The organism is Massilia eburnea (assembly GCF_009720745.1).
In the GTDB taxonomy this organism is placed as follows: domain Bacteria; phylum Pseudomonadota; class Gammaproteobacteria; order Burkholderiales; family Burkholderiaceae_D; genus Rugamonas; species Rugamonas eburnea.
In genome coordinates this window covers 212134-228809 of the sequence record NZ_WNKX01000003.1, presented here as the reverse complement: position 1 = coordinate 228809, position 16676 = coordinate 212134, and the positions used below count along the sequence as shown (strand labels likewise).

19 protein-coding genes are annotated in these 16676 nt (G+C 64.3%); 8 read left to right on the top strand and 11 right to left on the bottom strand.

What is annotated here, in order from left to right; genetic code table 11:
- Window positions 1–33: 33 nt before the first annotated feature.
- The 4 genes from GM658_RS05425 (at window position 34) to GM658_RS05410 (ending at window position 2591) form a co-directional block, all read left to right on the top strand.
- Window positions 34–672: a SagB/ThcOx family dehydrogenase gene (locus GM658_RS05425; protein ID WP_371865038.1), complete on the top strand. Its 639-nt coding sequence runs from the start codon at window positions 34–36 to the stop codon at window positions 670–672.
- Between the two features lie 47 nt (window positions 673–719).
- Window positions 720–1442 (top strand): acetoacetyl-CoA reductase, encoded by a 723-nt coding sequence (phbB, locus tag GM658_RS05420; RefSeq protein ID WP_155452981.1) that lies wholly within the window; start codon window positions 720–722, stop codon window positions 1440–1442.
- 126 nt (window positions 1443–1568) lie between these two features.
- A complete protein-coding gene (locus GM658_RS05415; RefSeq protein ID WP_155452980.1) occupies window positions 1569–2018 on the top strand; it encodes a hypothetical protein in 450 nt (149 codons plus the stop codon).
- A gap of 126 nt (window positions 2019–2144) precedes the next feature.
- Window positions 2145–2591 carry an Hsp20/alpha crystallin family protein gene (locus tag GM658_RS05410; RefSeq protein WP_155452979.1) on the top strand — a complete coding sequence of 149 codons (447 nt, stop codon included), beginning with the start codon at window positions 2145–2147 and terminating at the stop codon, window positions 2589–2591.
- Between the two features lie 107 nt (window positions 2592–2698).
- On the opposite strand, the gene GM658_RS05405 is transcribed toward GM658_RS05410, so the two are convergent.
- From GM658_RS05405 to GM658_RS05380, 6 genes are all read right to left on the bottom strand, one after another.
- A complete protein-coding gene (locus GM658_RS05405; protein ID WP_155452978.1) occupies window positions 2699–3517 on the bottom strand; it encodes a substrate-binding periplasmic protein in 819 nt (272 codons plus the stop codon).
- A 171-nt stretch (window positions 3518–3688) separates the two neighbouring features.
- Window positions 3689–4936, bottom strand: a complete 1248-nt coding sequence (locus GM658_RS05400) for a putative glycoside hydrolase (RefSeq protein ID WP_155452977.1) — start codon at window positions 4934–4936, stop codon at window positions 3689–3691.
- Window positions 4924–5676 carry a polysaccharide deacetylase family protein gene (locus GM658_RS05395; protein WP_371865037.1) on the bottom strand — a complete coding sequence of 251 codons (753 nt, stop codon included), beginning with the start codon at window positions 5674–5676 and terminating at the stop codon, window positions 4924–4926. The genes GM658_RS05400 and GM658_RS05395 overlap by 13 nt, the downstream gene beginning before the upstream one ends.
- Window positions 5677–5812: 136 nt before the next feature.
- On the bottom strand, window positions 5813–7174 hold the full coding sequence (locus GM658_RS05390; protein WP_155452976.1) for an MBL fold metallo-hydrolase RNA specificity domain-containing protein: 1362 nt from the start codon (window positions 7172–7174) through the stop codon (window positions 5813–5815).
- Between the two features lie 9 nt (window positions 7175–7183).
- Window positions 7184–9802 carry a magnesium-translocating P-type ATPase gene (gene mgtA / locus GM658_RS05385; RefSeq protein ID WP_155452975.1) on the bottom strand — a complete coding sequence of 873 codons (2619 nt, stop codon included), beginning with the start codon at window positions 9800–9802 and terminating at the stop codon, window positions 7184–7186.
- Window positions 9802–10641 (bottom strand): universal stress protein, encoded by an 840-nt coding sequence (locus tag GM658_RS05380; protein WP_155452974.1) that lies wholly within the window; start codon window positions 10639–10641, stop codon window positions 9802–9804. The genes mgtA and GM658_RS05380 overlap by 1 nt, the downstream gene beginning before the upstream one ends.
- Before the next feature lie 194 nt (window positions 10642–10835).
- On the opposite strand from GM658_RS05380, the gene GM658_RS05375 reads away from it, so the two are divergent.
- Entirely contained in the window at window positions 10836–11402 is a 567-nt protein-coding gene (locus tag GM658_RS05375; RefSeq protein WP_155452973.1) for a hypothetical protein, read from the top strand.
- 54 nt (window positions 11403–11456) lie between these two features.
- On the top strand, window positions 11457–12155 hold the full coding sequence (locus GM658_RS05370; RefSeq protein ID WP_155452972.1) for a Clp protease ClpP: 699 nt from the start codon (window positions 11457–11459) through the stop codon (window positions 12153–12155).
- Window positions 12156–12204: 49 nt separating this feature from the next.
- Here the strand turns inward: GM658_RS05370 and GM658_RS05365 are convergent, their stop codons facing one another.
- From GM658_RS05365 to GM658_RS05355, 3 genes are all read right to left on the bottom strand, one after another.
- Entirely contained in the window at window positions 12205–12609 is a 405-nt protein-coding gene (locus tag GM658_RS05365) for a hemerythrin domain-containing protein (protein WP_155452971.1), read from the bottom strand.
- A 227-nt stretch (window positions 12610–12836) separates the two neighbouring features.
- On the bottom strand, window positions 12837–13292 hold the full coding sequence (locus GM658_RS05360; protein WP_170298681.1) for a CBS domain-containing protein: 456 nt from the start codon (window positions 13290–13292) through the stop codon (window positions 12837–12839).
- Window positions 13293–13407: 115 nt separating this feature from the next.
- Window positions 13408–13824 (bottom strand): response regulator, encoded by a 417-nt coding sequence (locus GM658_RS05355; RefSeq protein ID WP_155452969.1) that lies wholly within the window; start codon window positions 13822–13824, stop codon window positions 13408–13410.
- 251 nt (window positions 13825–14075) lie between these two features.
- On the opposite strand from GM658_RS05355, the gene GM658_RS05350 reads away from it, so the two are divergent.
- Entirely contained in the window at window positions 14076–14219 is a 144-nt protein-coding gene (locus GM658_RS05350; protein WP_155452968.1) for a hypothetical protein, read from the top strand.
- Window positions 14220–14261: 42 nt separating this feature from the next.
- A complete protein-coding gene (locus GM658_RS05345; RefSeq protein WP_155452967.1) occupies window positions 14262–14747 on the top strand; it encodes a universal stress protein in 486 nt (161 codons plus the stop codon).
- Here the strand turns inward: GM658_RS05345 and GM658_RS05340 are convergent.
- Both GM658_RS05340 and GM658_RS05335 read right to left on the bottom strand, forming a co-directional pair.
- The gene (locus tag GM658_RS05340; RefSeq protein WP_155452966.1) at window positions 14744–15427 is read right to left on the bottom strand and encodes an ABC transporter ATP-binding protein; all 684 of its coding nucleotides are present in this window, start codon (window positions 15425–15427) and stop codon (window positions 14744–14746) included. The genes GM658_RS05345 and GM658_RS05340 overlap by 4 nt on opposite strands.
- Window positions 15424–16668 (bottom strand): ABC transporter permease, encoded by a 1245-nt coding sequence (locus GM658_RS05335; RefSeq protein ID WP_170298680.1) that lies wholly within the window; start codon window positions 16666–16668, stop codon window positions 15424–15426. Before GM658_RS05335 ends, GM658_RS05340 begins: the two co-directional genes overlap by 4 nt.
- Between the last annotated feature and the right edge of the window lie 8 nt (window positions 16669–16676).

The following is a 16676-nucleotide window of genomic DNA, read 5'->3' as shown; positions in this document are numbered from 1 at the left end:
TGAACGTGGACCTGTTCATCAACGGAGGCAGAGGTGGGAGAAAAACTACGCGCCAATTGCGCAATCGATCTGGTGAAACCGTCCTGCTTTGCGCAGGATGCCGCTTTCAGTGATCTCGGCATGTCGATGGTGGATATCCTGAGACGGCGTTGTTCGCAGCGGACCTTTGCGCCGGCGTCCTTGCCGCTGTACCAGCTGTCGCGCCTGCTATGGGCTGCGGCCGGCTATAACCGTCCCGATCACCGCACCGCGCCCAGTGCCTACAATAACCAGGAGACCGATGTCTACGTCGCGCTCAAGGAAGGCCTCTATTGCTACGACGCCGGGCTGAACCTGCTGCTCAATGTCAACGCCGAAGATATCCGGCACCTGACCGGTACCCAGGACTTCGTGGCCGACGCGCCGGTGAACCTGATCTTTGTCGCCGATCTGGCGCGCATGCAACTGGTGGAGCCCGACGAGATGCTCCAGATGGCGGCCATCGCAGCCGGGTGCATGAGCCAGAACGTCGCCTTGATGTGCGCGGCGGAAGGCCTTGCGAGTGTTCCGCGCGCCTTGATCGACCGGGAACGTCTGGCTGCAGCCATGGGCCTGGGCTTGAACCAGCACATCCTATTGGCGCAGAGCATCGGTGAACCAATGCCGGCGCGCGCCAATGGCGCGGGTGCGTGAGCGGATTTCACGGCCGGGGAACAACGTCAAACAAACAAGGAGGCAGCATGGGACGGGTAGCGCTTGTTACGGGCGGCACGCGCGGCATCGGGGCCGCGATTGCGGATCGGCTGAAGATGTCGGGCTATCGCGTGGCCGCGGTATTCCAGGGGAATTTCACGGCCGCAGAAGCGTTTCACCGGGAGACCGGCATACCCATCTGCCAGTGGGATGTGGCGGACTTCAGCGCCTGTGTGAATGGCATTGCGAAGGTGCGCGAGATGCTCGGCCCGGTCGACATCCTCGTCAACAACGCAGGCATCACGCGTGACGTCATGCTGCACAAGATGACAGCGGAACAATGGAACAGCGTGATCGCTACCGACCTGACATCCTGCTTCAACATGTGCCGCGCTGTCATCAACGACATGCGCGAGCGTAATTTCGGGCGCATCGTCAACATCTCCTCAGTCAATGGCCAGCGCGGGCAGTTTGGACAGACCAACTACGCTGCCGCCAAAGCCGGCATCCTCGGTTTCACGCGCGCGCTGGCGCTCGAGTCGGCTGGCAAGGGCATTACCGTGAACGCCGTGGCGCCGGGCTACATAGCAACCGAAATGGTGGGCGTGATGGATCCCGGACTGCTGCAGCGCATTGTCGCGCAAATCCCGGTAGGAAGGCTCGGCAGGCCGGATGAGGTGGCGCATATCGTCCAGTTCCTGGCCGGCGACGATGCGGGATACATCACTGGCGCAACCTTCAGCGCCAACGGCGGCCAGTACATGGCTTAGGACGGACGCCGCAGTGGCGATGGCTTGCAGGGCGGTGCCTGGCGCTTTGATAGCGGCGGATCGAGCGGACTCTGGTGGGGGATGGCGCCGATTGGGGATGCGATTTACTGAGAGAGGGGAAGGGACATGAAGAAGACTTTACCGCTGGTGCTGGCGGCCATGCTGGGGTGTGCGGCCAATGCGGCTGAGCCGCCGAAAGCGCCGGCTCCGGCGCGCACAGGCGCCGGCCCGGCCTATAGCGAACAGCAGTTTGATGCGGCCTACCAGCACCTGAAGAAGATGCTGGCGCAAATGGAGCGCATCAAGGCCACCAAGGATCCGCAGGAGCGTGAGCGGCTCCTGCTCGAACACCGGCAGTCGATGCGCGATGGCGCATTGGCGATGCGGCGCCTGGAATGCCAGGCCGAGAAGGGGCGCGACTGCCCCTGGCAATCTGGCCACCGCGGCCCGCATGACCGCATGGGCATGATGGAGCGGCGCATGGACATGATGCAGATGATGATGGAACAGATGATCGAGCACGAAGGCCAGAACCCTCCGGCGCCGCGACAGGATGACCCGTCCGCTCACAGATGAGTAGCATGGCGGCACCAAGCGTGCGGCGATTGACCTAGGTCATGTCGCTCCTGGGACCGCCTCAATAAGATCAATGTCAGGCATCCGGGCGGATGCCGCCAACTTATCAGGAAAGTGAGGACTATCATGGCTAACCACCTGACCCGTTTCGACCCGTTCAGCGACATCGCTCGCCTTGAGCCTTTCCACAATCTGGAAGAGTGGATGCGCGACTTCAGCTTGCGTCCAGCCCTGCGCGACTGGAACGTTGAACCGCGCATCAAGATGGATGTGGAAGAGGGCGACAAGGCCTATACCGTCAAAGCGGAGATTCCGGGCGTCAAGAAGGAAGACATCCACGTGAATGTCGAAGGCAACGAGGTCACGATCTCCGCCGAACTGAAGCGTGAGAGCGAGCAGAAGGAAGGTAAATCCCTGCGCAGCGAACGGTACTATGGCCAGCAAACCCGCAGCTTCACGCTGTCGAGCGATATTGACGATGCCACGGTGGAAGCCAAGTACACCGACGGCGTGCTGGTGCTGACGCTGCCAAAGAAACCCGGCAAGAGCTCGAAGCAAGTGGCCATCAATTAAGGGGGCAGGGGTTGCCATGGCGCCCGCCGCAGTCGCCGGGCGCTTCCACGCAAGCCAGCCGGTCCGAACCTGATCGAAGCGCTACGCGATGAATCGCTGCGCAGCGCTCAATTGGAGCGCACATCCGCCAGGGCCCAGCGCGGGTAATGCCGGCGCATGGCGTCGGCGTAGGCGCCGCTCGCTACCGCCTTGCGGATCGCCTCCTGCAGCAGGAGCCGGTCCGCATCGTCCAAGGATGAAGTGGAAAGGTAAAAACCTATGCGCATATGCGGCATTTCGGGCAAGGCGCGCGTTTGCAAGCGCGGGGCGAGCTGGTTCAGCTCTGCCGCGTCAGCGAAGGCGGAAGGTGGCAACAGCGCCGTGTGTACACCGCCCGACTCAAGCAGGGCGGCGACCGCTTGCGGGTCCGTGACGGAATGCAGCCGCCCCTGGCGTTTGAGTTCGCCCACCGCATTTCGGTAAGCCATGCCAAAGTCGTAGCTGCGGACAACGGCCACATGCAGCCGGGTGCGCAGCAATTCATCGATGGAGCCGACGGCAGGCTGGCTGGGGTCGAGCGAAATGAGCATCGGCCTGACCTGGTGGGTGGCGACAAATTGGGCAAACTGGTCACGTTCATGGGTTTGGGAAGCGGCGGGCATGATGTCGGCGCGGCCTGAGGCGACCATCATCCAGGCGCGTGCGCGCGAGACAGGCGCATACTGGAATCTGCACCCGGTGCGCTCGCTGACAAGATCGAGGAAGTCCCTGACCGCGCCGCGCACTGTGTTGTCCGCGCCGACGGTCATGGCGCGCCCGACCTGGCTGCTGGCCACAACGATGTCGCGCTTGCAGCCGGCGGGCGCGGCGGCCGCGCTGTGGCAAAGTGCACCCAGCAGGGATATCGTGCACAGGTGTCGGAACGGCGCCCGGAATGTTCTCAGCATAAATGCGTGGATCCAGCGCTCGCTGTCCGTGTTTGTGATGAGTGATTATGTCACATGGCCAGTGGATTGTTGTCTCTAAGTCGCTGCATGAATGTAATATACGGTCAATCCCTGCGCAAGGCGGGTGCGCCGCCAAGGTGCGCTATACGCTCCCTGGCGCCTGCACGGTTTCTAACGCGCGCGCATGCCAACCGCTGAATAGTCGTTGCGCGGATTCCATAGCATCCAGCCATTGCTGCCTGCAGACTCGGCGCCGTCGATCTGGGCCCGGATTTCGTCGGCGTCGAATGGCCGGCGGTCAAACGCATAATCGCGGAAGGCCTGCAGCCAGGGCCGCAAACGCAGTGGATTGCCGCCGGTGCGTGCGGTGGCGCGAAGCAGCGTTCGCTGCACGATCTGCGCCGGATGCTCGACGGGATTAGGATAATCAGGGATGCCGAACTGAAATCCGGACGGGTACAGCATGGGCGAGACGTAATCGACGGCTGCTGCCACGGCGGGGAGGTCTTGTCCAATCTGTGTATCGTCGCTGTTCCACGCGGTATAACCGAACACGTCGGCAGCCAGGAAAACGTTGTACGGCAACAGGCGCGCGCGGGCTGCCAGCAGGAAGCCGGTAATGGCCGCAACCCTGTTGGCGGCATTGTTGGGCTGTGCGAAGCGCACTTCACGGCTGTCGGGGAAGCGCACATAGTCGAACTGGATTTCGTCGAAGCCGATGGCGGCCGCTTCTTCGGCGAGATCGAGCAGGTAGGTCCAGGCTTCGCGCTGGGAAGGGTCGATCCACGCCATGTGTTCGTTGTCGCGAAACAGCGCGCCGTCCTCGCGCCGGACACTCCACTCGGGATGTGCTTCGGCCAGCAGGTTGTCCTTGAACGCGACGATGCGCGCGATCAGGTATGCGCCCGACTGTTTCAGGCTGCCAACCAGTGCGGCCATGTCATGCACGGTGGTCACGCTGCGTGCGCCGCACAGGGTTGCCTGCGCCACTTTGCTCGGGTAGGGTACCAGGCCGCTGTCGCCTTTCATGTCGATCACAAGCGCATTCAATTCCGTCTCCGCCAGCAGGCGCAGGGCGGCTTCGCGCAGGCCCTTGTCACCAATGCCATAGGCGGAGAGATAGAGTGCTTTGGGGCGCAGCGCAGGCAACAGCAGGTCTGGCGCCTGTGCCATGCGCGCCTCGACGTTGGCGGATACCCGGCCAAAGCCTATGCCCCGGGCGTGAACCTGTGACGCCGCGACCGCCAGGTTATAGCGGCCCTCGGCATCGGTGGTGGTGGCCCGGCCGGCTGCGGTGACGATGGCGCCCGCGACCGGCTGCCTGCTGGCGGCATCGAGCACGCGCCCCTCGACTGCCTGAGCAGCCAGCTGCCAGGCGAGCAAGCACAGCCAAAAGAAGCGCGCGATCATGGCACGCATGCCGGGCCGCCGGCCAAGCGCGCCAGCAGCCCCCGCACCCCGACTGCATCGGTGATCAGGAAACGCGGCAGGGCGAAAACATTGTCGGCCGTGGATGCGTGGCGCTCACCGAGCGCGAAGGCAGCAGTGTAGCCGCTTGCCTGCGCCTGGCGCTGCAGGGCTTCATCCTGGATTCCATAGGGCCAGGCCAGGTAGCGTGCCTCGATACCCAGTTTGTCGTGCAGCAGTGCCCGTGGCCGTGTCAGTTGTGCGGCAGCGAACGCGGCAAACGCATCAGCCCCCAGGCGGTTGCGCTCCCGGCGGAAGTCCGGGTGCCAATACGTATGCGCCCCTACCTCGACGGCAGGCTGGGCGGCGACCACGCGCAGCTGATCCCAAGTCATGGCATAGCTGGCGTTGCCGATCGCGGAAGGGTAGATGAACAGCGTGACGGGGACTGGCATGCGGCGCAGTAGCGGAGCGAGTTCGGTGAACACGCTGACATGTCCGTCGTCCACCGTGAGCGCGACCAGGCTGGCCGGGGGCGGCACCTTCTGCCTGAGCACAGCCAGCAAATCGGCTACGGGCACGATGCGGTAGCCGTGTGCCGGCAGCGCAGCCAGCTGCTGTTCCAGGACAGCGGTCGTGGTCGTCATGCTGTCGGCCGCGGACGGGCCGAAGCGGTGGTAGACCAGAATGCTGCAGGTGGCAGGCGGGGCTGCGGCTGCCGCCAGCCAGGCGGCCAGGGCGATGAGGGGCACGATAACTCCAGGGTCAAATGGTTGTGCATCAACAGTAGCGCCGACCAGATGCAAAATCGTTGACCTTAATCAAGTCCCGACAGGCATGTTGCATGCTTGCGATATCCACCCGCGGCGACGGGCGTGCCGCCGGTGTTCACCGCAGATCCTCCCGGTCGCGGTACTGTGGCACGCGGCAAGGCCATTTGTACCGCTCCTCGATGCGCAGGCGCAGCGCGTCCGCTGCGCTTGGCTCGCCGTGGGTAAGGTAGGTCATGCGTGGCGGCCGCTTGAAGTTTCCCAGCCAGGTGAGGATCTCCTGCTGGTCGGCATGGGCCGACAGGTTGTCCATCTGCACCACCTTGGCGCGCACCGGGACGTATTCGCCAAAAATCTTGATGTTGGGTGCACCGCCGACCAGCGCGGCCCCGCGCGTGCCGCCGGCCTGGAAGCCTGCGAATACGATGGTGTTGCGTGCGTCCGGCGCGAAAGCAGCCAGGTGATGCAATACCCGGCCGCCGGTGGCCATGCCGCTGGCGGCAATGATGACTTTCGGTGCGCGGCTACGGTTGAGCGCAATGGATTCTTCGACAGTGGTGACGATGCGCGCGGCATGGCAGACGGCATCGGTCTCCTTGGCGCTGAGCAGGTGGTCGTGCCGGTGACGCTGGAAGATGGCGGTCGCTTCGGTCGCCATGGGGCTGTTGAGATAGACGGGCAGTACCGAAGGAATCTCGCCGCGCTGCTTGAGCTGGTGGATGTAGTACAGCACCTCTTGCGCGCGGCCGACGGCGAACGAAGGAATAATGACCACCCCGCCATGGGCGGTCGTGTCGCGGATCAGCTTGCCCAGCGTGGCGATGGGGTCGTCCGCTGCGTGGCAGCGGTCGCCGTAAGTGGACTCCAGCACCAGGTAATCGGTTTCCTCGATGGGAGCGGGCGGCATCATGAGCGGGTCGTGGAGGCGGCCCAGATCGCCCGAAAAGGTCAGCACCTGCCCCTGGTGCTGAATGCGCAGCATGGCTGCCCCTAAAATGTGGCCGGCGCGCCGGAATTCGATGCTGAGGTCGTGGGACAGCTTGAGGACGTGGCCGAAGTCGACCGGGACCAGCGTCCGCAGCGCGCGCACGGCGTCGGCTTCCGAATAGAGCGGCAGTGCAGGCGTGTGTTTGGAGGTGGCGTGGCGGTTGGCGTAGCCTGCCTCTTCCTCCAGCAGGCGACCGCTGTCAGGCAGCAGCAGATGGCACAGGTCGCGCGTGGCGGCAGTGCAGTAGACCTTGCCGCGGAACCCGTCGCGCACTAGCAAGGGCAGGTAGCCGCTGTGGTCCAGGTGCGCATGGGTCAGCACCACTGCGTCGAGCGTGGCGGGGCTGACGGGGAGCGGTTCCCAGTTGCGCAGGCGCAGCGTCTTGTAACCCTGGAACAGGCCGCAATCGACCAGCACGCGCAGCCCGTCCACGGCCACCAGGTATTTGGACCCGGTCACCGTACCGGTGGCGCCGAGAAATTGGATATCCATGATGTTCTCCTATCGCAGGTAGCGCTTGGCGACCTGTGTCATTGCGAAATACCCCGCCAGAATCGCGGCCAGGCCCGCCCAGTAGCGCCCCGGCATGGGGACGAGCCCCAGCGCTGGCGCCAGGGGCGACGCCGGCAGCCACATGCCGCAGACGCAGATGATGAGCGTGGCGGCCAGCAGGGACGGGCTGGGCGAGCTCTGGACGAAGGGCCAATGGCGGGTGCGGATGATATGCACCACCAGGGTCTGGGACAGCAGCGACTCGATGAACCAGCCGGTCTGGAACTGCACCTCCGGCGCGTGCACGCCATACCACAGCAAGCCGAACGTCGCGTAGTCGAAGACCGAGCTGACTGCACCGAGGACCAGCATGGCGCGGCCGATATCGGCGATATCCCAGCGCCGCGGCCTGGCCAGCAGATCGGCATCGACGTGGTCGGTTGCCAAGGCCGCCTGCGAAACGTCGTACAGCAGGTTGTTCAGCAGGATCTGCGGCGGCGCCATCGGCAGGAAAGGCAGCAGCGCGCTGGCGCCCAGGACCGACAGCATATTGCCGAAGCTGGCTCCCGCGCTCATACGCAGGTATTTGGTGATGTTGGCAAACACCCGGCGGCCTTCCTGCACCCCTTCGCTCAGCACCGTCAGGCTGTTGCGCAGCAGGATGATATCGGCGGACTCTTTCGCAATGTCGGCGCCGCCGTCGACCGAGATGCCGACATCGGCTGCCTTCAATGCACTGGCGTCGTTGATGCCGTCGCCCAGGTAGCCGACCACCCGACCCGCGTCCTGCAGGGCGCGGATTACCTGCGTCTTCTGCTGCGGCGTCAGCTTGACGAACAAGCTGGCTGCGGCGGCCTGCCGCTGCAGCGTGGCCGCGTCCATGCCGGCAATCTGCGCACCAGTGAGCAGTGGACTTTCAGGCAGCCCCACGGCGCGCGCCACGTGGCGCGTGACCGCTTCGTTGTCGCCCGAGAGCACCTTGACGGCAATGCCTTGCCCGCGCAGGGCCAGCAGGGCTTCCTGGGCGCTGCTCTTGGGCGGATCGAGGAAGGCGATATAGCCCGCCAGCAGCATGTCGCGTTCTTCGGCCACGCCAGCGACGGCGCTGGCCGCCGGCAAATCGCGTATCGCCACCGCGATGACCCGGAAACCCTCGCGGTTAAGCGCCTCCGCAGCCTGGACCAGGTCGACGTGGTGCTGCTTCTTCAGGGCCACGCTGCCGTCCTGGCGCATTGCGTGAGAACAGGCGGCGGCGACTTCCTCGACCGCCCCCTTGCACACCAGCAGCCGCGTGCCGTCCGGGCGTGCCAGGACGACCGACATGCGCCGGCGCTGGAAATCGAAAGGCAGCTCATCGACCTTGCGGTAGGCGGGCTGCGGTACGAGCTGGTGCATATTGGCGTAGGCGAGGACGGCCTTGTCGAGCAGGTTGTGCAGGCCGGTCTGGTGGTAGCTGTTGAGGTAGGCATACTGCGCCACGGCTGGCGAGTCATGACCGTCGCAGTCGACGTGGCGCGCCAGAAGCACACGGTTTTGCGTCAGGGTGCCGGTCTTGTCCGTGCAGAGGAGGTCCATCGCGCCAATATTCTGGATGGCGTTGAGCCGCTTGACGATGCATTTGCGCTCGGCCATCGCCAGGGCGCCCTTGGCCAGGTTGATGCTCACCACCACCGGCAGGAACTCCGGCGTCAGGCCCACTGCCACGGCCAGCGCAAACTGGAACGACTGCAGCCAGTCACCCTTGACCAGGCCATTGAGCAGGAATACCAGCGGCAGCATGACCAGCATCACCCTCAGCATGAACCAGATGTAGCGTTGCAGGCCGCGATCGAAACTGGTGAGCTCGCGGGCCGCGGCGGCAGCGGCGGCCAGGTGCCCGAAACTGGTGCGGCTGCCGGTTGCGATGGCGACGGCGGTGGCGGTGCCACTGGTGACGCTGCAGCCGAGGAAGGCGATATTGGGCCAGTCGCAGCCCGCTCCGGCGCCATGGTAGGGGGCCTCGAACTTTTCGACCGGCATCGACTCTCCAGTCAGTGCGGACTCGTCGACGAACAGGTCCCGGGCGTGGAGAATGCGCACGTCGGCCGGTATCGCGTCGCCTGCGGAGAGCAGGACGAGGTCGCCAGCGACGACGTGGGCCAGGGGGATCCGCGACTCATGGGGTCCGTGCGCGGTCTGGCGCAGGACGCGTGTCCGGGTGTGCACCATCGCCAGCAGGCGTTCGGCAGCGCGGTCGGCCCGGTATTCCTGCACGAAGGAAAGCGTGGTCGAGACGATGACCAGGACAGCGATGATGGCGCCGCTGCCGGGCTGTCCGAGCAGCAGGTTGACCAAGGCCAGGGCCAGCAGTACAAGCGGCAGGGGGCGGGCCAGGGCAGACAGGAAGCGAAACGGCAGCGTGTTACCCGTTGTTCCGGGGTCCATCCCGGGATCGCAGGCGCGGCGCCGCGCTGCTTCATGGACGGTCAGGCCGGCTTCGTTGCTGCCGAGCCTGGCAAGCACCTCGCTGCCATCCAGCGGCGACCACAATTCAGGGCGCGGGTCCTGGTCGTAGCCCGGCGCGCTGCGCTGCCGGGACTGGCGCAGCGGGATCGCTGCGGTGCCAGGCCGCTGCAGGCTGCGCCTCATCAGTGCGCCATCAGGACAGGCAGCGTCATCGTTTCGAGAACAGTGCGTGTAGCGCCGCCAACCATCATTTCGCGCAGGCGGCTGTGGCCGTAGGCCCCCATTACCAGCAAGTCCGCGTTGAGGCTAGCGGCCAGGGCCAGGATGGCATTGCCAATATCCACCGGGTCTGGCTGGCGCAGCACCTCCACCTTCACGCAGTGGCGCGCCAGGTATAAAGCGATATCGGCGCCCGGCTCCTCGCCGTGGGCATCGTAGCCAGGCTCGGCGCCGAACACGGCGAGGGCCACCTTGTTGCTGCGTTTCAGCAGGGGGATGGCGGCGGCCGCTGCATGGGCCGCCTCCAGGCTGCCATCCCATGCAATCAAGGGACGCTCGCCAAGTGTCGGGAAGCTGCCCGAATAGGGCAGCACGAGGACGGGCTTGCCCGCGTGCAGGATGACGTGCTCGGGCAGGTCGCGCAGCAGTGCGCTTTCGCCGCCGGCCGGCATGGCCTGGCCGATCACCAGCAGGTCGGCGTAGCGGGCCTGCATGCAGAGGGCGGCATATGCGTCGTCGCGGCAGTTGCGCCGCTCCACCGAAGTCAGTCCCAGGTTGGCGGTGATGGTATCGAAGCGCTCCAGGGCTTCATTGGCGCGCTTGCCGGCAATCTCGAGGTAGTCGGCGATGATGGCGCCGCTGGCATCGAACGGGTCACCGGCATACATGAAGCGCGGCACGCCGCTCATTGCAATGCCGGCCAGGTGGGCATTCTCGCGCGCCGCCAGATTGGCCGCCAGCTTGATGCGTGCCTCGGCGCCCGCGTTGCGGTCGACGTGCACCAGGATGGTTCGGTAAGACATGGTTTCCTCCAGTGTTCGGGTCGGTTGTGCAATAGCTTCAGGCTAGTTGCCTGATGCCCGGCCGTCCACCGGCGAATGCAGGTTTGATCTGGATCTTGGTGCTTTTTTGATCTGGATCAAGTTGGGCCTGGCTTGATGTGGATCATGTTTATTCGCGCTCCGCCTGCCTACCATGGGCACAGGCATGGAAGACCATGCCGCAGGTAATCGATGCGGCCGGCACGATTGCGCGCTACGCCGATAGCGTTCTGTCGCTTTCTCTGCCCAAGCTTGCCGGCAGCACGCGGGCGTCACATCGTCATCCACTGAAGTCTGCCTACGTTGGGAGTTTCACCATGAAGACAATCCAGAAAATATGCGCCGCCTTGGTGTGCGCACTGGCCAGCCAGGCCTGCCTGGCAGACGACGTGCCGTTGCCAGCGGTGCAGCAGCAGGGCGCCATCAGCTTCATCACCGGCGGTATCGGCAGCGACGAAGCCGCCGCCTTTCGCGCAGCTGCTGCGCAATACAACCTGCGCCTGACGCTTGCCGCCGTCAGCGGTGAGTTCTTCGCCAGCGTCAGGGTCAGCTTGCGCGACGCACAGGGCAATAGCGTGGTGGAGGCCGTCAGTGACGGCCCCTACCTGTTTTTCAATGTGCCGCCGGGAAAGTACCAGGTTACGGCTGATAACCAGGGCCAGGTGGAGATGCGCAACGCGGTGGTGCATGCCAAGGGCGCTACCGAACTCTACTTTCGCTGGAAGACAGCGCCGGAGCAATGACGTTTCTGCACGCCGGGCGCGGCTAGTGCACGGCCAACCGTGGCGGGAGGCACCATGAACAACCAGTTTGACCCGGATGAAGCGGGCGACGAACGTCCGATGCCGGAGCCGTTTACCGGCCTGCAGCGGTTCGAACGACGTACCGAGCTGCGGCAGGTGTCGTTCTACATATCTGGCCTGATCGAGCATGCAGCGCTCTATAACGACTTGTTTTACACGCTGCGCTCTGCGAGCGACACCGACCTGATCTACCTTCACCTGAATACCACCGGCGGGGACTTCGATACCGGGCTGCAGATCATCAACAATATGCGCGCTTCCGCCGCGCACGTGGTGACAGTGCTGGAGGCGCGCGCCTATTCGATGGGGGCATTCCTCTTTCTCGCCGGCGACGAATTGCTGGTGCATGACAACTGCCAACTGCTGTTCCATAGCTACTCCGGATTTTTCACCGGGAAGGGGAGCGAGCAGCAGGCACAGGCCGCTGCCGTTGCCAACTGGTTTGCCAAGTTCATGGAGCGCAGTTGCCAGCCGTTCCTGACGGAGCGCGAAATCAAGAGCATCCTGAAAGGCTCGGATGTCTGGATGGACTCGGATGAGATCCGGCGTCGCCTGCTGCGTATGGCGCGCCCGGTACGTCCCACGGTGTCCCGCAGCCGCAAACGGCTGGCGCTGCCGGACGGAGGCTTGCAGGGCGAATCCGGCATGAGCCAGGAGGCTGGAGATGGCTGCCAAGGATATTCTGCTTCATGACGATGCGCAGGCGTGCGCACTGGCCGCTCGGTGCGGATGACTAATCTGCTCAGGATAAAGCGGTCGGTCCGGGCGTTGACCGCTGGAGCTGGCGCTGGAGGTGGCGGTCCTGGGTAGCGGCGTGGAACACCAGCCACTGGCGCAGTGCGGCAAGCGCCTCCGTGGCCGGCGCGTGGTTGTCCTGGTCAAGTGCCGCCGCCGCGTGGTGCAGGCCCGCCAGCATGCGGGCGTGCTGTTCACGGTGCAGGGCGCGATCGGCACAGTCGAAGCTTTCCATGAGCGCTTCTTCAACGCGGAAATCCGCTTCGACCTGCGCCACGAGATGGTGGAAATGTGGCGCCAGTTGCCAGGGTCGCAGTGCCAGCAAGGCGTCTATGCGGCGAGACAGTTGCAGATGCAGCTGCTCGAGTGCATTCGCGTCATGCAGGACATTCGGGCCGGAAGCGCGTTTCATGGTCGGCGCCCGCTCTAGTGTGCCATCCGTACCGGCAGGGTGGTCGTGGCCAGGACGGTGCGCGTGGCAGGCAAAGTCCGGCCTAAGCGTCCCCGTCGCACTTCCGCTGCTCGCTTCCCCGCGTGCTGCTTGTAGTCCTTCATGCGCGCGTCGCTGTTGGGCGCCTGTTCCACGCGGACTACGATCGTGCGGTAGTTCATGTTGTGCTCTCTTCCGGTACGGGCCGGTCAGACGCGCACGCGCTGTTCCACCTCTCGCTCACGGCGCATGGCCTGGGCGAAGAGCGTCAATTCGGCACCGTAGGCATTGAGCAGGTCATCCAGCGAGATAATGCCGACCAGTTCGCCGAACTCCCCAGTGACCGGCAGGCGGCGCACGCCGTGGCGCCGCATCATCTTCAATGCGGTGATGGCGGGCTGCGTTGCCGCGATCGTATGCAATTGCGACGACATCACTTCGGCGACAGGCATGGTGATGGGATCGAAGTCGCGCGCCACTGCGATGATGGCAATGTCGCGATCGGTCAGGATGCCCACCGGCTTGTTGAGGGTTCCTTGCGTGATGACGACGCTGCCGACATGGCGCTTGCGCATCAGCTCAGCGGCATCCTTGACGGTGATTGTGTCCTGCGCCGTCACGACGTCGCGCTGGCATAAGTTAGAGACAAGCAGTGGTGCATGCATGATGACCTCCGTGGTTGATGGAAGCAGTCTGCGCCTGAGGCCATGTACGGCTCCATGATCTGGATCAATTCGGAACCGATCGCGCTGCGGACCGCCTGTGCTGCATCGGGCTAGTTCAGACTGGCAAATCACTGCAGGTCCAGTACTGGTCCCATGTGCGCATGATGTCGATGAAGCGGCTGTAATCCCGGCATTTGGGCAGGAAGCCTGCGGCACCAAGATCGAAACTGGCATCGCGGTCTTGCTGCTCCTCCGACGTGCTCAGGACTACCACCGGGATGCGCCGCAAATGAGGATGGTGCTTCACGTGCTGGAGAAATTCCAGTCCGTTCATCACAGGCATGTTCAGATCCAGCAAAATGATGCAAGGCGGCGGGTTGCCTGTTGCTTCCAGATAAGCCAGGGCAGCTTCGCCGTGTTCCGCATGCACCAGCGGATTGTCGACTTCAATGGTGCGCAAGGCACGTTTGACCGTCATGGCGTCGACCTCATCATCCTCCACCAGCAGGATGGGTGGAACGGGAGTATGCATGGCCTTTCCCTCTGGCATCTTTCGTTATTTGCGACCACAAGTTCGATCAATACTTCATCTGTGGCCGCGACCTTTTGTGGGTTGTAGTATTCCACGAAAGCGATGCGTCTTTCAAGGTAGGGGAAGCCCTACGATTGGATATGTGCCGACCCCCACAACAAGATGCTGGCTTCCTTGATGACGCTTCTCCCGCTGGTCGCCTACCTTGAATGCAAGGCGAGAAGTACTTGCCGCCACCGGGAGCACAGATCATGGACACGACGACCAAAACCCCAGCACCAGTTGGCGGGACGACCTTTGTGCCGCTGCCCAGCGGCGATCCGTCACCATTCATCACGCCGGAACGGATCCGCGAGCAATTGGGGTGGGGAATGCTGCAGGCGCATTGGCGCTAGCAGTTCAGGGTTACAGCGTTCGGGCTCATCAAGGAGGCATGCATGTACCACGATATCCTTCTGCCGACCGACGGCTCGGCTCTTTCGCGCAAGGCAGTGGAGGGCGGTATCCAGCTGGCGAAACGGGTTGGCGCCCGCGTGCACGGATTCTATGTCGTGCCCCAGCTGCCGCCGGACGCGCTGGACAGCCTGCTGCACCTGGAGCCTGAGCTCGCGCAACGGCAAGCGGCGCTGTTTAGCCGCATGGGTGAAAGCTACCTGGCAGCGGTCGGCGAGATGGCGAAGGCCGCCGGCGTGCCGTGCGACTGCCGCAAAGTCGTCTCCAGCATGCCGCATGCCATGATCCTGCTGGAAGTGGCGCGCCTGGGATGCGATCTGATCTACATGGCGTCCCATGGCTGGAACGGCGACCACGACCGCCTGCTGGGCAGCGTGACGCTGCGTGTCCTCAATACCAGCCCGGTACCCGTGCTGGTCCATAAGACTAACGTCCTGATCGGCCCGCCATTTGGCGCGTCATCGTCTTAAGGGCGCCAGCCAACGACCTGGCGCCCGTCCACCAGGCCAAGCACGCGGTCCGCTGCCTTGGCAAACTCATGGTCATGCGTGACAGCGATCACGGTCTGTCCGCCATCGGCGAGGCTGCGCAGCAGCTGGCGAACATTCTGCGTCGCCGCAGAATCGAGGTTGCCGGTCGGCTCGTCCGCCAGAATCAGCAGCGGATCGTTGGCCAGGGCGCGCGCCAGGGCTGCCCGTTGCCGCTGTCCACCCGAGAGCTGCGATGGGAACTTGTGCGCCTGGTCAGCGATCCCCAGGCGATCAAGCAGCCCCAGGGCGTGCTCCGCCGCAGCAGACCCGTCGCGCAGGCCCAGCCGCTGCATGGGCAGCAAGACGTTCTGCGCCACTGTGAATTCAGCGAGCAGGAAGTGGAACTGGAATACAAAGCCCAGCTTGGCCAAGCGCATGGCCGCCAGCTGATTGTCGTCGCATGCGCTGGTGTCTTTGTCGGCCAGCCATACTTTGCCGCTGTCCGGGCGGTCAAGCAGTCCCAGCAGGTACAGCAGCGAGGACTTTCCTGAGCCGGAGGGACCCATGATGCAAATGAATTCGCCGCGCTGGACCTCGAGCGACACGTCGTCAACCAGCGTCACCGGCACAGCGCCAGGCAGGCGCCGCGTCAGGTGCTCGGCGCGCAGGACGCTGCTCATGTGGCGCCTCGCAAGGTATCGACGGGCTGCAGCTTGCCGGCCTTGTTGGCCGGCAGGTAGGCTGCGCCGAGGCAGGCGGCAAGGGCGAACGCCACGGCCAGGAGATACTGTTCGGCTCCCCACCAGACCGGCAGATGCACGACGTCGGTGACGCCCGGCGGTTTCAGCTCGACCTGGGCAAGGATGCGCATCATTGCATAACCCAGCAGCAGGCCTGCGGCGCTGCCCAGCAGTCCGATGATGGTGCCCTGGTACAGGAAGATGCGGCGGATGTCGGATGCCTCGAAGCCGATGGCTTTGAGGATGGCGATGTCGCGCCGCTTGTCGATCACGATGGTGGAGATCGTATTGTAGATGCCGAAGGAAGCGACCACCAGGATGGCGGTCACCACACTGTACATGATCACATTGCGCACCTGGAGCAGGCTCAGGATGTCTTCCGACGCTTCGCTCCAGGATACTGCCTTGTAGCCGAGCTGCTGTTCGATATCGGCCGCCACGCCGCGCGCCGCATGCGGGTTGGCCAACTGGATGATGAAACGGTTGACCCGGTCGGGCCGCGCCAGGATGACCTGGGCACGCTTGAGCAGGGTGAAGGTTTCCCCTTCGTCGTAGGCGGCGTTGCCGCTCCTGAAAATCCCGACCACTTTCATGGTGCGCGTGCCGCCGCTGGCGGTGACCATGTTGACCGTACTGCCCAGGCCAAGCTGGAATTTGTCGGCTAGGCCCTGGCCGATCACCAGGCCGTTGGGATTGGCTGCCAGGTCGTCCAGCGTGCCCATGACCATCTGTTCGTCGATGGTCGACACAGCCTGCATGCGCGCGGGTACGATGCCGGACAAGCTGACGCCTTGTTGCTGGCCGGCGAAACTGAGCACGGCCGAGCCGCGCAGGACCGGCGCAACTCGCAGCCCCGGCCATTGCTCGATGGCGGCCAGCTTGCTGCGGTAGCTGCGGATGCCGCGGGTTTCGACCGGGGGCTTGATGTTGCTGATCGCCACGGCAGCGCCCGGCCAGCGCAGTTCGGCCGGTTGCCGGCGCGCCGCGCGGAACTGGTCCGAGACGGTGATGTGGGGGCTGTTGTCCACCAGGCGCTTGAGAAAATCCTCCTCGGAGCCGCGCATCAGGGCCGACACCGCGAGGAAGAAGGCGACGCCGAGCATGATGCCCATCAGCGACACCAGCGTTGACCGGCGGCGATGGCGCAGGTGGGCGAAGGCAATGGTCAGCTGGACGCGCACAGGAGCAC

Bases quoted from the DNA above. Each gene is read 5' to 3' on its own strand.
- phbB (WP_155452981.1), top strand. From the start codon at position 720: ATGGGACGGGTAGCGCTTGTTACGGGCGGCACGCGCGGCATCGGGGCC.
- GM658_RS05415 (WP_155452980.1), top strand. From the start codon at position 1,569: ATGAAGAAGACTTTACCGCTGGTGCTGGCGGCCATGCTGGGGTGTGCG.
- GM658_RS05410 (WP_155452979.1), top strand. From the start codon at position 2,145: ATGGCTAACCACCTGACCCGTTTCGACCCGTTCAGCGACATCGCTCGC.
- GM658_RS05405 (WP_155452978.1), bottom strand. From the start codon at position 3,517: ATGCTGAGAACATTCCGGGCGCCGTTCCGACACCTGTGCACGATATCC.
- GM658_RS05400 (WP_155452977.1), bottom strand. From the start codon at position 4,936: ATGCGTGCCATGATCGCGCGCTTCTTTTGGCTGTGCTTGCTCGCCTGG.
- GM658_RS05390 (WP_155452976.1), bottom strand. From the start codon at position 7,174: ATGGATATCCAATTTCTCGGCGCCACCGGTACGGTGACCGGGTCCAAA.
- mgtA (WP_155452975.1), bottom strand. From the start codon at position 9,802: ATGAGGCGCAGCCTGCAGCGGCCTGGCACCGCAGCGATCCCGCTGCGC.
- GM658_RS05380 (WP_155452974.1), bottom strand. From the start codon at position 10,641: ATGTCTTACCGAACCATCCTGGTGCACGTCGACCGCAACGCGGGCGCC.
- GM658_RS05375 (WP_155452973.1), top strand. From the start codon at position 10,836: ATGCCGCAGGTAATCGATGCGGCCGGCACGATTGCGCGCTACGCCGAT.
- GM658_RS05370 (WP_155452972.1), top strand. From the start codon at position 11,457: ATGAACAACCAGTTTGACCCGGATGAAGCGGGCGACGAACGTCCGATG.
- GM658_RS05365 (WP_155452971.1), bottom strand. From the start codon at position 12,609: ATGAAACGCGCTTCCGGCCCGAATGTCCTGCATGACGCGAATGCACTC.
- GM658_RS05360 (WP_170298681.1), bottom strand. From the start codon at position 13,292: ATGCATGCACCACTGCTTGTCTCTAACTTATGCCAGCGCGACGTCGTG.
- GM658_RS05355 (WP_155452969.1), bottom strand. From the start codon at position 13,824: ATGCATACTCCCGTTCCACCCATCCTGCTGGTGGAGGATGATGAGGTC.
- GM658_RS05350 (WP_155452968.1), top strand. From the start codon at position 14,076: ATGGACACGACGACCAAAACCCCAGCACCAGTTGGCGGGACGACCTTT.
- GM658_RS05345 (WP_155452967.1), top strand. From the start codon at position 14,262: ATGTACCACGATATCCTTCTGCCGACCGACGGCTCGGCTCTTTCGCGC.
- GM658_RS05340 (WP_155452966.1), bottom strand. From the start codon at position 15,427: ATGAGCAGCGTCCTGCGCGCCGAGCACCTGACGCGGCGCCTGCCTGGC.